Source organism: Enterococcus bulliens, from assembly GCF_053761865.1.
Window position 1 is genome coordinate 40,974 of record NZ_JBSMXK010000009.1, and the last position, 15,622, is coordinate 56,595.

Here is a 15,622-nt window from a genome sequence, read left to right on the forward strand (position 1 = left end):
ACTTTTTTTAAGCTAATTTGATGACAAACGCTTCATATGGTTTTAACTTGATCGTTCCCGAAAATTCCGTACGTGGATAATTTTTGATAATGACGGCACCTTTAGTTTTTGGCATTTCAAGTAGATGTGGCAACTTGGAAATATTCCCAACGACTAGCCATTTTTTCCCTTCGTAACTGCGAACATACGCAAAAACTTCATCTACTGTATCCAATAGTTCAAATTCACCCCAAGCAACAAGAGGTTCCTCTTGACGCAAGGCGATCAATTTTTGATACGTATAAAATAATGAATGTTGATCTGCTAAAGCAGCTTTGACATTAATCGTTTTATAGTTTGGATTGATATGTAGCCAAGGTGTGCCTGTTGTAAAACCAGCATGCTTTGTCTCATCCCATTGCATTGGTGTTCGCGCATTGTCGCGCCCTTTTGTATTGATCGAAAGCAATACATCTTCTTTACTATATCCTTTTTCGATTCGTTCATGATACAAATTGATCGTTTCAATATCTTCTGCTTCAGAAATATCCGTAATCGGGTAATTCGTCATCCCGATCTCTTCACCTTGATAGATATAAGGTGTTCCTTTCATCAAATGCAATAAGATCGCAAATAATTTTCCACTTTCGACGCGATATTCTTGGTCATCTCCCCAACGCGAGATGATTCTTGGCAAATCGTGATTGTTCCAAAATAGACTATTCCATCCTTCATGACCTAAAGATGTTTGCCATTTGGTCAATACTTCTTTTAATTCTTTGACTTCTAGTGGACGTAGATCCCATTTTTCTTTGCCTTCTTGTTGATCTAATCCAACGTGTTCAAATTGAAAGACCATCGACAACTCATGACGTTTTGGATCAGAATAAAGTTTTGCGATTTCTGGAGTCGCCCCCCACGTTTCCCCTACTGTCATCACATCGTATTGCTTTTGTCCAAAAGTTGCTTGATTCATCTCTTGTAAATAATCATGCAATTTAGGCCCATTTCCGGTAATTCCCTGATCTGGTTGTTTACTGATCAAGTCGATAACATCCATTCGGAAACCACCAATACCTTTTTCAAGCCAAAAATTCATCATATCATAAATTTTTTGACGTAATTCAGGATTTTCCCAATTTAGATCAGGTTGTTTTTTACTAAATAAATGCAAATAATACTGACCACTTGCTTCATCAAATTCCCAAGCACTTCCACCAAAAGCAGATCCTAAATCATTTGGATCTTGACCATTGACAGGATCGCGCCAGACATAATAGTCGCGATAGGGATTATCTTTTCCCTTTTTGGCTTCAATAAACCAAGTATGTTCATCAGAGGAATGATTAACCACTAGGTCCATCACGATTTTAATATTACGTTTAGCAGCTTCTACTAATAATTCATCCATGTCTTCCATGGTGCCAAATTCAGCCATGATCGCTTCATAATCACTAATATCATAGCCATTGTCATCATTTGGAGATTGATAGACTGGACTCAACCAAACCGCACCAATCCCTAACGTTTCTAAGTAATCTAACCGGTCAATGATCCCGCGAATATCCCCAATTCCATCTCCGTTACTATCTTGAAAGCTTCGAGGATAGATTTGATAAACGGTTGTGGTTTGCCACCATTTTGCTTTTTCCATTCTTACACACTCCTACTATTTTTTATTTTAATGCTCCATCAGTTACACCAGCTATAATCCACTTTTGGAAAAAGATATAAATCAAAAGTACAGGTAAAATAACCATTAAATACGATGCAAATGCCATATTGTATTGAGTTGAAAATTGTCCTTGGAAAATATATTGAGATAGTTGTAACGTTTGTTGATTTGGATTACTTAAAAAAATCAATGGCATTAAGAAATCATTCCAAGTCCACATAAAGCTCAAAATTGCTACAGTTGCATGAATCGGTTTGAGCATAGGGAAGATTACATGGTAAAAGATTTGCCAAGGTGTCGCACCGTCGATGACTGCTGCTTCATCTAATGCTTCTGGGATCTTCTTAATAAATCCTGTATATAAGAACGTGTTCATCGGTAATCCAAAAATAATATACAAGAAGGTTATACCAAAGATATTATCCATGTTAAAAATTGAGGCCTGTTTTACTAATGGTAACATCAAAACATTAAAAGGGATAAACATTGCACTGATAAAATAGTAATAGAGTAAGTTAAAGAGTCTCGACTTAGAGCGATTACGCGTAATTGCATAAGCTGCTAAACTATTAGTAAAAATCGTGAATACTAAATTTATCGCTGTGATAAATAAAGTATTGCCAAATTTACGTGGGTAATCCGTCAACGTCCATGCTTGACTAAAATTTTCCCAATGAAAGGTCGATGGCCATTTTAAAATATTATCCATTTGAGAAGGATCTTTCACAGCAATCATCAAGGTCATATAAAGTGGACCAAAAATCGTGAATATCGCCAAAGCCATCAAAAGTATCGTTAAGGGCCAGTTGACGGCTCCATCATGTTTACGTAAAAATTTTTTACTTGAATTCATCGCATATTCGCCTCTCTTTTCTCAAGAATGCGTAACTGAATGATCGAAATCGTTACGACGACTAAAAACAAGACTACAGAGTTTGCAGATTGGTATGCAAATTGACCACCAGTAAATCCTTTTTTATAGATCAATAACGAAATCGATGTTGTAGATACTCCTGGCCCACCACCAGTCATAGCAACGATTTGATCAAACGCCATTAAAAATCCTTTGGCAGATAATACCATATTGATAGTAAAAAAAGGTGCTAGTAATGGAAACGTCACTTTTCTAAAAAGCATAAATCCACTTGCTCCATCGATATCTGCTGCTTCATAAATATCTTGATCAATCGTTTGTAGTCCAGATAAATAAATCAATGTGGTAAAAGCTAATGCTTGCCATACTGTAACAACTACAATCCCGATCCAAGCGTGTTCTGTTCCTAATATATTCACACTTAAAGATTCAACTCCTGCTGCAATACCAAAACCTGGAAGAAGTTGTGCAAAAATAAAATTAAAAATAAATCCTACTATCAATGTCCCTAACATATAAGGAAGAAAATAGACGGCTTTCAAAAACTTCTGAAATTTGATTTTAGCATTCAAACCTAATGCAATCCCTAGTCCAATGATATTAACTAAAATAGTTGAAACAATTGCAAATTTAAATGTAAATAAATAACTTTGCGCAATATCAGGATCTTTAAACATATGCAAATAATTACGAATTCCAACAAAGTTCCATTCACCATATCCGCGCCAATTTGTAAAGCTATAAAAGATACCTTGTAAAAAAGGTATCGTATGAAATAAGAAGAATACAGCAACTAATGGAAGTGTCATCCAATAAAAAGCTTTATGAATTTTCATATTTTTCATGTCTTTTTCCCCTTTTATTTAATATTGGCTACATCGTAGGTATCATCCATTTTATTTAATATACGTTCGGTATTTAATTTTAGATTTTTAGAATTTTTAGTTTGATCTAATGCAAATTCAGATAGCATAGACGCAAGGTCGTATCCATTTGGTAATAAATGATCAATAAAATCGGTCACTTTTCCATCTTCAATATATGGACTGATTCCACTTAAGGAAGGTTCTGTTTGTGATACTCCTTTGATTGCTGAAAAAGCAAATTGATCATCACAATAACGAGCAAGTTGTTTCTTTTCTAAAAGAAAGTGGATAAATTCTTTTGCTTCTTTTTGATTTTTAGTTCCTTTTCCCATCATAAACATGACATCAACTCCACTTGTGACTACATTTTTTGATGATTCATTACTAGCTGGAAGTGGAAAAATATTTATCTTTAACTCAGGATTTGCTTTCACAACTTCTGGGATCGCCCATGTTCCGTTGATTAACATTGCTGATTCTTCTTTAGCAAATGCTTGAGTACCATCTGCATAGCTTGTTCCCATTGCATCTTTTTGAGTATACGTTATTGCTTCAGCCATTTTTTCTAATACTTCCGGCCATTCATCTTGAAATTTCGTTTTGTTTTCTTTGCGATCACGTATCATTTCATCTGGAGATAATGTACCTGCGATTGGGTTGAATAAAGCTTGTAAGGTCCAAGCATCCTTAAAAGTACCTTCGATTGGTGTGATATTATTTTCTTTGAAAATTTGACAAACTTGAATAAATTCGTCCCAAGTTTGAGGGATTTCAAGATTATATCGCTTGAATAATTCTTCGTTATAAATGACACCAGATGCATTCGCTACGTAAGGAACACCATAAAGTTTTGTCCGATCTTGTTGTAGATCTTGAGTCATTTTTTTATACGCTGGGAGAATATCTTGAACAAAGGATTCGTCGGATAGATCTTCTAACATTCCTACATTGGCAAGCTCGGTATATGTCACATCTCCACCGTACGCAATAATCGTTGGAATATCATCTTTAACTAAACGCGTACGTAAAACCGTTCCCGCATCTGCAGGTGTACTCAAGATAATTTTAACATCTGGATGACTGGCTTCATATTCATCAACAAACTGCTTTAAAATAACTTGATTTTCTGATTTACTACTGAAAAATTCTACTTGTTTTTTCCCTTGATCTGCAGTAGAACTACAACTAGATAAAAAAATGGTAGCGATTACACTAAAAGCCAAAAAAATAATTTTTTTATTCATCCTTAATCCCTCTCCCAGGTGTTACGTCACACCTAACTTTATTTTTATAAGGTGTCACGTGACACCTTATAAAAAAGTATAGCATCTGACAAATAATTGGTCAAGATGCTTTTTAAATTTTCCTAACAGACTCTCCGACGATCAATTCAACTGGAATTGATACTGAAGATAAATCATTTTTATCTTCTTTAATTGCTTGCAATACTAATTGGATGGCCGCATTTGCTTTTGCTATTACATTTTGTTTTATAACTGTTAAGCGTGGTACTGCGTATTGCGAAAGTAAAGTTCCGTCAAAACTGATAATTGATAGTTCAGATGGGATGCCTATTTTTGCTTCATGAAATTTTGATATCGCTTGTACTGCTAATAAATCAGATGTAAAAAATAATGCTGTATAGGACTGGATTTTGGTAGCGATAAAATCATCTAAATATGTGTGATAGTCTTTTCTCATAGCTGGAACTGGTAGCCATTTAGCATCACACTGCCTATTAACAAATGTATCGATAAATCCTTGTCCTCTAACTGCATCTAAACCTTCTATTATCTCTTCTTCACCCGCTTGTGCTAAAAATGCTACACGTTTGTGTCCGTTTTTCATCAAATATTTACCTGCTAAGCAACCACCATGATAATCATCGATTCCAACGTTCATCTGGGATAACTGTTTACCTTGTTGATACATATCTAAAAAGACAACAGGTACATTGAGTTTTTCACGCCAGACTTCTACTTCTTTTATATGCGATCCGGATATAATCAATCCTTCTAAATTCCACATTTCTACTAAACGTAGACCTTCTTCAACCGTAGAAATACGCCGAAACATCATAAAGTAACCGGCATCTGAAATACTACGTTCAACTGCTTGTAAAAATTCACCTTGGTAAGGGTTGTCATAAACATGATCTGTGACTGCAGTAGAATCTTGAATAATTACTCCGATGATTTTCGATCCATGTTTTGCCAGTAACCGCCCACCCATATGTGCAGTATAGTTAGTTTCTTTTAATGCTTTGTTCACTTTATCTTGAGTTTCCTTAGATACTTTTCCTACTCGACCATGGATTACATTAGCAACAGTAGTGGGACTCACACCAGTCATCGTAGCAATATCTTTAATTGTTGCCATCTCTTCACATCCCTTATATGTACTCTTATTTTTCAGTGTAACAGGATTTTAACTTTTTTCAAATCCAAAGAGCCACAGCTAATAATTTTTTGCTGTGACTAGCTCGAATTATGTGAACTACTCCCCACTTAGCTAAACCTAGCGGTTTGTAACGCTTGAAGTGGGAGCTTCTTGGGAACAGAGCATACTTGATAGCGTATTTCTTTACTAACAGCGGTGTCTCTTATTTACCAAGCTATCCCCGTAATTCCTACGGTTCTTGACTTTTTCTAAGCTAACGCTTGTATTCTTAGACCTTCGCTCAAAATATTGATACTAGCGTTGATATCTCGATCGTGATGGGTATAGCAAATAGGACAAGTCCATTCTCGAATACTAAGTGGTTTCTTACCGTCTTTATGTCCACACTCTGAACAGATTTGACTAGATGGAAACCACTTGTCTACTTTGATGATTTCTCGCCCGTACCAGTCAGCTTTGTATTGTAATTTAGCCACAAAACTTGACCAAGATACATCAGATATACTTTTGGCTAATTTATGATTACGCAACATACCTTTTGTGTTTAAGTCCTCAATACAGATCATATCGTGATTTTTGATAATATCTGTACTCAACTTATTCAGAAAATCAGTACGTTGATTCACTACTTTTTCGTGTAATCTAGCCACTCTACGTTTTTGTTTTTGATAATTTTTAGCTTCAAACAAATTGATACCATTCTGTTTAGCCAATAAGGCACGCCTTGATACCTTACGTTGTTCGCGCTTGAGTTTCTTTTCCATTTTGGACGTGAATTTATTATTATCAACTTTTTGACCATCAGAAAGAATCGCAAAGTCTGTAATCCCTAGGTCAATACCCACAACCGAATTGGTTTTAGTCAATTCACTAACTTCTTCTTTGCACAACAAAGAAATATAATATTTACCACTTGAGTGACGGGATATTGTTGCAGATTTGATAACCCCTTTAGGGTGTCTATGGAGTTTAATTTTAATTAATGATTTTAACTTAGGAACTTTGACAAAGTTATTATCCATCAAAGCGATTGTTCCATTTTGATTGTTGGTTGTATAGCTTTGAACAGGATTTTTCTTACTTTTGAATCGAGGAAATCCAATGGATTTATCACGAAAAAAGTTTTTATATGCTTTGTCTAAATTGAGTTGCGCATTCGCTAAAGCAAGACTATCAACTTCCTTCAAAAATGGAAAATCTTTCTTGTATTTAGCAGGTGTTGGGAACGACATTTTTTTAGAAGAACCATTTTTGACTTTTTCATATGCTTTTTGTCGATCATCAAGCATCAGATTGTAGACCTTACGAACACAACCAAAAGACTTCGCAAAGAACAATTCTTGTTCCTCTGTCGGATATAATCTGAATTTATATGCTTTTAGTCGTTCCATAAGGCTCACCTACTTTCTATTTATGATTGTTTCCTTGATTTTGAATATATTTCTTTATCACATCAATTGGTGCACCACCAGTTGTCAAAAGACAAAAACTTTTAGACCAGAACATTTCTTTCCAAAGAAACTGTTTTACTCTTGGGAAGTCACGTTTTATCAAACGTGAACTGGCACTTTTGTAGGCATTGATGAATTTTGTTAACTCTGTTTTAGGTTGAGCTTTGAACATAATATGAATATGATCTTTGTCGTGATTCCACTCAACTAAAGTAATATGATAAGATTTCGAAATTCTTTCAAAAGTATCTTTAGCATAATCAGATATTTCATCATCAATCACTTGTCTACGATACTTTGTAACTAAAACAAGGTGATAGTAAAGAAGAAACACTGAATGATTATTTGTATCTAATTCCATTGTTATATCAACCCATTTCTTTTATAGACTGAGTATACCATAAAGCAAAATAAAAAGGCAATATGCCTTATGTGTCGGTATTCATCACCCACCTATAGAGGATGGGCGACTTCTGCCTAAATTATTTAAATTCTTTTATCTCGTACCACGAAACCATAATCCTTTGAGTACGACACTCCCATTGGCCCAACGAAAAAAATCATTCAGTTAGCCCAAAAGTATCATGTCTATTTAGCTGAAGATGACTATTTTTTAGATACTTACGCAACAGCAAATTATACGCCACTTTATTATTTAGCAGCTGGTAGCTATTGTATTTATCTCGGTTCATTTACAAAGATCCTACCTTATTTGAGAATTGGCTTCGTCAGCTTACCTCCTGAGCTTCATCCCTTTTATATGGATACAGTAAATGAGATCATGCACTTGCATTACTACACGCCCCCATTAATTTCACAATCAGTGCTAGGTATTTTGATCCACAATCAGTTTCTAGATAAAAGCAAACAAATGATCAACTAAGATCTCAAGAAAAAACTTAGAAAAATCAAATTACTTACAAAAAAATGGGATAATCGTATCGCTGTCTATACAGGTTCTGACGGATACTATGCAACGATCCGCCTTCATCCAAAGCTTTCTGCGACCCGTTTACTCGACACCTTAGCTGCAAAACATATTTATGTCGTTAGTAATCAGGCGAATTTTTTCCATACCGCACACTTTGATAACTCCATTCGACTTTCAATTGCCAAAATTACAGTCGATGAGATTTCATATGTATATCCTAAGATTTATCAAACGATCGTCGCATTAGAGAACGCTACTATGTGATCGATTTGATCGATCTAGCCGCGGCTCTAATGCTTTTCACTTCCTTTTTGTAAGCATTGTGATATACTCACTGTAATCAAAAATGAAATGAGGCCAAAGAGATGAAGTATTTAGTAACAAGTGCAACTGGAGATTTAGCGTTCCAAAGTGTCCAATTTTTAATTGATCTAGTAGGTAAAGATCAAGTCGCAGTAACGGTTCGTTCATTAGAAAAAGCAGATGCTTTAAAAGAACTAGGCGTCGACATTCGTCAAGCTGATTATTTAGATCCAGAATCTTTGCTTTCAGCTTTTACAGGAATCGATCGCGTTTTATTTGTCTCTTCAGGTGACCTTGAGACCCGCGAACAACAACACCGCAACGTAGTAGACGCATTAAAAAAAGCTGGTGTTACATTTGTTGCCTATACAAGCGCTCCTAATGCGCAACAATCCACTGCTTTAGTTGCTCCGGATCATAAATTAACAGAAAACTTGATCAAAGAAGCTGGTTTAGACTATGCTTTCTTACGTAACAATTGGTATTTAGAAAATGAAGGAGCTTTACTTGAGGCGATTGCAGCAAAACGACCATTTCCTTATTCTGCTGGATCAGGTAAAACGGCTTGGGCGAAAAAGCAAGATTATGCTGAAGCCGCAGCCCGTATCTTAGCTGATGTCGCACCCAAACAAACCATCTATGAATTAGGCGGTACACCTTTGACTTATCCAGAATTAGCTGATTTATTGCAACAAGATCAAACAGAAAAAATCGAGTTGCTTGCACTTACAGACGAAGAATACACCAAACAATTGACTGAAGCAGGATTGCCACAAGAAGCGATTGGCTTTATTGTTGGAATCCAAAAAGATATCCGTGAAGGTCAATTGGATGGAGATAGCAAAGATTTAGTAGCTGTTTTAGGTCACGAATTAACTTCTTTCAATTAATCCTACACGACTCATAAATGAGTCGTGTTTTTTTATAAAATTCGGTAGTATAACGCAATTACTTGCTTTAGAAAACGAACAGAATTGACAGTTCAGACACATTTTGAAATGTGTCTATTTTATTTAGGTTATAGCTTGCACTATTTTGCACGTAGTCCTACAATGACATTGTAAATCTCAAAGAAAGAAGATGGAATGTATGAAAAACACTGCACTTAAACTAGGAATCGGTGTTGGAATCATTGCAACTGGATTATTCATTTTAGGAAAGAAAACAGGATTTTTCGAAAATGATGACGTATTATATCAAGAATACGATACAAGTATGGAACGCTAAAACGAAAGGAGGAAAAACTGATGCGTAAAAATAAAGCAATTATGATTGGTGCCGGGATTGCCAATATGGCAGCAGCTGTTTATTTAATTCAAGAAGGAAAATGGCATGGTTCACAGATTACGTTTTATTCTCTAGATGATCATGGATCAAATGATGGTGCACCAACAGACACAGTAACGGACGAATACTGGAATAAAGAACATCCAATGGAAAATACAAAAGGCTATATCGCACGCGGTGGTCGCATGTTAAACTACCGTACCTATGTCGATTTGATGGATCTATTAAGTCGTATTCCTTCAGCAACTGAGCCTGGTATGACGGCTGAAGAAGATACTCGTGACTTTGATGAAAAACATCGTACGTTTGATAAAGCGCGTTTATTAGAAGGTGGCAAAGGTATTATTGATGGAGGCAAACTCGGTTTAAATAACGAAGACCGCAAATTGCTCACAAAATTGATCATGATGCCAGATTCTGAAGAAGAAAAATTAGATAATGTGACGATCATTGACTATTTCAAAACGTCTCCTCATTTTTTTGAAACGAACTTTTGGTTCATGTGGGAAACGACATTTGCTTTTCGGACACGTAGTTCTGCTCAAGAATTACGTCGCTATATGCACCAAATGATTTATGAGTTTACGCAAATCGAGCACTTAGTCGGTGTCAATCGTACTCGTTATAATCAATTTGAAAGTATCATGTTGCCGTTGATCAATTATTTAAAAGCTCAAGGATGTGAGATCGTACTCGATCGTTTAGTTACTGATTTTGACTTTAAAGAAACGGCAATGCAAGATGAGATTACTGTAACAGGTATCCATATGATAGATACGACTACCAACGAAGAACTTTTTGTACCAGTCGATCAAGATACCGCAGTCCTATTTACCAATGGTTCGATCACCGATTCAGCAACTCTTGGGGATTACGATACACCGGCTGCTGAAAATATGGATTATGGTGCTGCATCGACCTTGTGGAAAAATATTAGCCAAAAATTCTATAACCTCGGCAATCCAGATAAATTCTTTGCAGATCGCGATGCAAGTGAATGGGTCAGCTTTACGTTGACTTCAAAAAACCATACCTTGTTGAACGAGATTGTACGAATCACCACACAAACACCAGGAAACGCGTTAAATTCATTTGTTTCCACAACTCCGATCACACCTCTTGGCCAAAAAGATGTCAATATGTCGATCGTGGTCCATCATCAACCACACTTTACGACACAAAAACCAAATGAAACGGTGATTTGGGGATACTTCTTATACCCAAGACGTCGTGGTGAATTTGTCGACAAAGAATATATCAAAATGACCGGAAAAGAAATGACGCAAGAATTACTAGGCCAATTGTCTAAAGTCGATCCTGGTCCAATCAATATTATGGAAAAAGAAGATGAAATCTTAGACGCTATCGTCAACTGTATTCCAGTCTATATGCCTTACGCTTCGGCTTTATTCAACAATCGCGCCAAAGTCGATCGTCCAAAAGTCATCCCGGAACATTCGACAAATCTGGCCTTTACTGGTGAATTTGTCGAACAACCGTATCAAATGATCTTTACTGAACAAAGTGCTGTTCGCTCAGGTGAGATTGCAGCGTTCCACTTTGCTGGCGTACCGATGTCTAAACTAGTGAAAACCCCTCGGTATGACAAAGATATCCCTACGTTGATGCGCGCAGCGAAAAAAATGTTCGAATAACCAAAAAGTGGGTGTGACAGATTTTTGTCACACCCACTTATAAAATAAACGGTGTTCCAGAAGTAACTCCTTCGAAAAATAAGCCAAATCATTACCGACCTATTGTCGGAATGATTTGGCTTATTTCTTGGAGCTGCCACTTCCGTCACAGCCTCTTTTTATTTACGTAATTCGCTGACCATACCACTAATAAAGACTTCGTGTGTATTGGGCATATCTAATCGTTTATAACTAGCCCCTAATGCTTCGACTTGTTCTTTACATTCGATATCATTATCGTAAAGTGTTTCAAGATTATCTGCTACAAATCCAAATGGCATATAGATGATTTCTTCATATCCTTCGACTTTGATCAAGTGTTCTGTAACGTCCTCTACGTTAGGACCGATCCATTTATCTGCCGTACGCCCCACACTTTGCCATGCATTGTCAAAGTCGACTGTACCATCAACATGTGCCACGATCGCTTTAGCGGCACCTTTGATCTCATCGACATAAGGATCGCCATTTGCAAGCAATCGTTCCGGTAAACTATGTGCAGTAAACAAGAATTTTTGTTTCTTTTCTGAATCGATTGTATTTTTGATTTGGTTAGCCCAAAAGTTTAAAAAGCCTTCTTCTTGCCAAAAATGATCGTGCTTGATATAAGCAACATCTGTAAATGGTGCTAATTGATCTGTTACACGTTCATGATATTGTTGGATAAAGGTTGAATTATGAGGGGCTAAAACCATCCCATGAATTGTCTTGAATCCTTTTTCAACGATTTCATCTAAGACTTCTTCGATAAACGGATGAATATGGCGTAAACCATTGAATACTTCATATTGGATCTCACTATCTTGGTTCATCGCCACTTCGATCGCTTCACGCTGCGCTTCAGTAACTGCAGCTAAAGGTGAAACCCCACCGATTTCTTCATAACGTCCGACTAATTCATCATATAATTCTTTTGAAGGCTCGTGCCCATGACGGATATGGGTATAATAATCCCAGATTTCGTCCAGATTATTTGGTGTTCCATAACTCATTAATAAAATTGCCTGTTTTTCCATTTTATTGCTCCTTTTTGCTTAACACAACAACACTAAGTACCGTACAAACGATCAACACAAGTAGCATCGGTTTTAATCCGATTGAATGTGTCATCACTGCAAATAAACTAATCACAGTCGTCCCTACAACTATTCCCATTTTTTTAGAGATCGAAAGTAGACTAAGCGATACATTACGGTCACTTGGTGAAGCTTCTACGACCATGACTTGTAGTGGTACTGTCATGACCATCCCGATCGCTAGACCAAATAAGAATAGTGAACCTAAGAATAAGCCAAATGAAGAGAGCGTCAAGAACATCAAGACTAAACTAACTGCGATCAACGCCATTCCACCACGAGTAGCTCGCATCGCACCTCGTTTTTCTGTCCAAATACCAGCTAATTTGGCACCAATCAAGGTTCCAACAGCCATCAATGTCATAAATGATCCAGCTTTACGACCATCGACTTGATAAGAAAATTCGATGAATGAAGGTAAGAAAGCAAATAATGACATCACAAAACCAGTAACAAGTCCGCTAATAAGTCCTGTACGATAAAGTGGTTGTTGCCATAAGCGTTTTGAGAATAAGACAGTTTGATTTTGCGCTTCACGTTTGGCTTCGATTTTCATAAACCAGAATAAGGCAAGTGCAATAAGCGCTACAAACAATACGATTTCAATGATATTCCCAGTACGTACACCACGACTTAGTAATAGATTAAATGCAACTAACCCAATTACAAAAATCGTATTCCCTTTAATATCAAAAGACTCGACTGTTGTTTGTTCATCTTTAGGCATCAAGAAGAAACCAAGTAAAAACATCACGGCAATCAATGCCGCCAAAATGAAGTAAATCGCACGCCAGTCATGTGTCTTCACTAAACTGATCACACTGATGATCGGTGCAACGATCGTAGATAAAGCTACTAATGCACCGACACTTCCCACTTTATTGCCGACTTTTTGTGCTTGCGTAGCAAAGACTAAAGAAACAACTAACGTTAATAATGAGCTGCTACCGAACGCTTGTAATAAGCGACCGATCATCAACATCACAAACGATTGACTCAACGCGATGCCGATGACGCCTACAAAATAAAGACCTAATTCGATTAAGAAAATTGCTCGATAGCCAACGCGGTCGATCAAGCTTCCCATCACAGGTGTTGCTAGTAATAATCCAATCGTATAGATCGCAATGATCCACCCTCTTTGCTGTGGCACAAGTGCTAGATCACGTGTCATTGAAGATAAGTTTGTACTAATAATTCCTGAATCCAGTTGTGTAATAAATAAACTGATTAATAATAACCAACGAAAACTTCTCGCTGATTTTGACATTGATAATTCCAAAATAGCTCCCCCTAAATGTTACTTCCCTTGAAAATATGTGGTCAAGCGCGCACGATCATTCAATGACGTTCCCACGATAAAATAAGGAAAGTCTGAATATACACTGCTCGCTTCAGAAAAACGCATTTCATAAATAATTTTTTTAAACTCCAATGGATCATTTGCAAATAACGTCACGCCCCACTCGTGATCGTCAAAGCCGATCGAACCTGTAATAAACTGACGAATCTTGCCAGCATACTTACGACCGATCATCCCATGTTCTTTCATCAATTCTTGACGTTTTTCATAGGACAATGTATACCAATTGATATCACCCGAACGAACTTTGTTCATTGGATAAAAACAAATATACTCATCTTTTGGTAATTCTGGATAGAGATGTTGGTTCGTCCGCTTCATCGCCGCTTCCGTCTTTGGCATCCCGCTATACGTACCTAGCTCGATGACAGATACATAGCTATGGACTGGAGTTAGATAATCATAAAGACCTAATCGTCTAAAACGATTTTCTTCTTCATTCAGTTGACCTAGCTCTGGACGCAAAATAAAGAAACTAAAATCCCCTTTATGACCAGTCACATTCCACAGATAATGACTTCCTTCTTTTTTCGTTTCGATTTGTTCCCACTCTTCGACTAAGGTAAACAATTCAGCCAATAGTTGTTGCTTTTCTTCTTTACTGATCGTATTCCATGCATGCCAATCTACATTGTAGAGCATATGCAAAGCATACCAACCATCAAGTGTTTCGACACTTTGTGCAATCATTTTGTTGTTCACCTCAATTTGTTTAAACTACGGTTTTGATTTTAAATTCGTGAAATCACTCACCAGTACCCCATCCTACTCCTAGATCGTCGTAAAAAAAACATTAATTATAATATAATCGCATTTCTTAAGAAATTCTTAATAAAAAATGTACTTTTTCACAAAGTCTGTTCGATTTTATAGATAAAATGATTTATTTTAGCCATTTATCGATTTAATTCTTCGATTATCATTTCTTATTCAAATGAAATAAGCGACATCAATAATTCATTTTCATTCTAAAAAAAGCGTCACGATGACATTTTGTCACTTCATCCACAATAAAATCTTACTTTATTTCAAGAAAAAATCGTATCTGAAAAGATTTATGTTGGGTGCAATTCACTATTTACCAAACAAAAAATTTTGTGAATTTTAATCTTTATTTTTTGTTTCTAGGATACTAACATTTAAAAAAAGCTTATATATAATCGATTTAGCTCTTATTTTCATCTAAATAAAAAAACAACAGCTTGTGCATTATTGACACGAGCCATTGTTTATGTCTGTTATTTTTCAATCGTTTCTAAAGTTAATATTTCGATGATTTCTGCGTAATTAGGGTAGGATTTCAATAGTTCTGTTTTCTCAAATAATTTGAAGTCAGCAAATGTAAACCCTGGTGCGACCATACAGCTCACTAATGCATAGCCTTCTTCGACTGTTGAGCCAAAAATCGATCCTTTGGGCACCGTATACTGTAAGTGTTCATTTTGCACACAATTTAATCCAAGTTTTGTCTGACGATACTCGTCATTGATCAACTCATGAACGGTTAATGGTTGACCGTAGTGGAAAAACCATACCTCATCGGCTGTTAACTGATGAAAATGTGATGGACTTTCTTTCGTCAATAAAAAATAGATTGTTGTATACAAGGGTCGATTTTTTTCTGTTAGCCACTCTGAGGAGGCGAGCAACTCTTTATAAAACCCACCTTCTGGATGCGGGATCAATCCTAATGTTTCAATCCAATGTTCTTTTTTGATCATGT

At 36.4% G+C, this 15,622-nt stretch carries 14 protein-coding genes; 3 read left to right on the plus strand and 11 right to left on the minus strand.

The window, feature by feature from the left end; all coding sequences use genetic code 11:
- Positions 1-7: 7 nt before the first annotated feature.
- The 7 genes from ACWOEC_RS06180 to tnpA all read right to left on the minus strand — a co-directional run bounded on the left by ACWOEC_RS06180 (position 8) and on the right by tnpA (position 7,606).
- The gene (locus tag ACWOEC_RS06180) at positions 8-1,633 is read right to left on the minus strand and encodes a glycoside hydrolase family 13 protein (protein ID WP_455306691.1); all 1,626 of its coding nucleotides are present in this window, start codon (positions 1,631-1,633) and stop codon (positions 8-10) included.
- Positions 1,634-1,655: 22 nt separating this feature from the next.
- Complete coding sequence (locus ACWOEC_RS06185) at positions 1,656-2,507, minus strand: carbohydrate ABC transporter permease (protein WP_455306692.1); 852 nt, start codon at positions 2,505-2,507, stop codon at positions 1,656-1,658.
- On the minus strand, positions 2,504-3,373 hold the full coding sequence (locus tag ACWOEC_RS06190) for a carbohydrate ABC transporter permease (protein ID WP_455306693.1): 870 nt from the start codon (positions 3,371-3,373) through the stop codon (positions 2,504-2,506). Before ACWOEC_RS06190 ends, ACWOEC_RS06185 begins: the two co-directional genes overlap by 4 nt.
- A 14-nt stretch (positions 3,374-3,387) precedes the next feature.
- A complete protein-coding gene (locus tag ACWOEC_RS06195) occupies positions 3,388-4,638 on the minus strand; it encodes an ABC transporter substrate-binding protein (RefSeq protein WP_455306694.1) in 1,251 nt (416 codons plus the stop codon).
- A gap of 112 nt (positions 4,639-4,750) precedes the next feature.
- Entirely contained in the window at positions 4,751-5,773 is a 1,023-nt protein-coding gene (locus tag ACWOEC_RS06200; RefSeq protein ID WP_455306695.1) for a LacI family DNA-binding transcriptional regulator, read from the minus strand.
- 269 nt (positions 5,774-6,042) lie between these two features.
- Complete coding sequence (gene tnpB, locus ACWOEC_RS06205; RefSeq protein WP_455306696.1) at positions 6,043-7,185, minus strand: IS200/IS605 family element RNA-guided endonuclease TnpB; 1,143 nt, start codon at positions 7,183-7,185, stop codon at positions 6,043-6,045.
- A 16-nt stretch (positions 7,186-7,201) separates the two neighbouring features.
- Positions 7,202-7,606: an IS200/IS605 family transposase gene (gene tnpA / locus ACWOEC_RS06210; protein ID WP_455306697.1), complete on the minus strand. Its 405-nt coding sequence runs from the start codon at positions 7,604-7,606 to the stop codon at positions 7,202-7,204.
- A gap of 935 nt (positions 7,607-8,541) precedes the next feature.
- On the opposite strand from tnpA, the gene ACWOEC_RS06215 reads away from it, so the two are divergent.
- The 3 genes from ACWOEC_RS06215 (at position 8,542) to ACWOEC_RS06225 (ending at position 11,421) form a co-directional block, all read left to right on the plus strand.
- On the plus strand, positions 8,542-9,369 hold the full coding sequence (locus ACWOEC_RS06215) for an SDR family oxidoreductase (RefSeq protein ID WP_455306698.1): 828 nt from the start codon (positions 8,542-8,544) through the stop codon (positions 9,367-9,369).
- 199 nt (positions 9,370-9,568) lie between these two features.
- Entirely contained in the window at positions 9,569-9,706 is a 138-nt protein-coding gene (locus ACWOEC_RS06220) for a methanol dehydrogenase (protein WP_455306699.1), read from the plus strand.
- Positions 9,682-11,421, plus strand: coding sequence for an oleate hydratase (locus tag ACWOEC_RS06225; RefSeq protein WP_455306753.1), 1,740 nt, complete (start codon positions 9,682-9,684; stop codon positions 11,419-11,421). Before ACWOEC_RS06220 ends, ACWOEC_RS06225 begins: the two co-directional genes overlap by 25 nt.
- Before the next feature lie 158 nt (positions 11,422-11,579).
- Here ACWOEC_RS06225 and hemH read toward each other — a convergent pair whose 3' ends face one another.
- The 4 genes from hemH to ACWOEC_RS06245 form a co-directional block, all read right to left on the minus strand.
- On the minus strand, positions 11,580-12,476 hold the full coding sequence (gene hemH / locus ACWOEC_RS06230; RefSeq protein ID WP_455306700.1) for a ferrochelatase: 897 nt from the start codon (positions 12,474-12,476) through the stop codon (positions 11,580-11,582).
- A gap of 1 nt (position 12,477) precedes the next feature.
- Positions 12,478-13,818 (minus strand): MFS transporter, encoded by a 1,341-nt coding sequence (locus ACWOEC_RS06235; RefSeq protein WP_455306701.1) that lies wholly within the window; start codon positions 13,816-13,818, stop codon positions 12,478-12,480.
- Between the two features lie 18 nt (positions 13,819-13,836).
- On the minus strand, positions 13,837-14,589 hold the full coding sequence (gene hemQ / locus ACWOEC_RS06240) for a hydrogen peroxide-dependent heme synthase (RefSeq protein WP_367117313.1): 753 nt from the start codon (positions 14,587-14,589) through the stop codon (positions 13,837-13,839).
- 548 nt (positions 14,590-15,137) lie between these two features.
- Positions 15,138-15,620, minus strand: a complete 483-nt coding sequence (locus tag ACWOEC_RS06245) for a cupin domain-containing protein (RefSeq protein ID WP_455306702.1) — start codon at positions 15,618-15,620, stop codon at positions 15,138-15,140.
- Between the last annotated feature and the right edge of the window lie 2 nt (positions 15,621-15,622).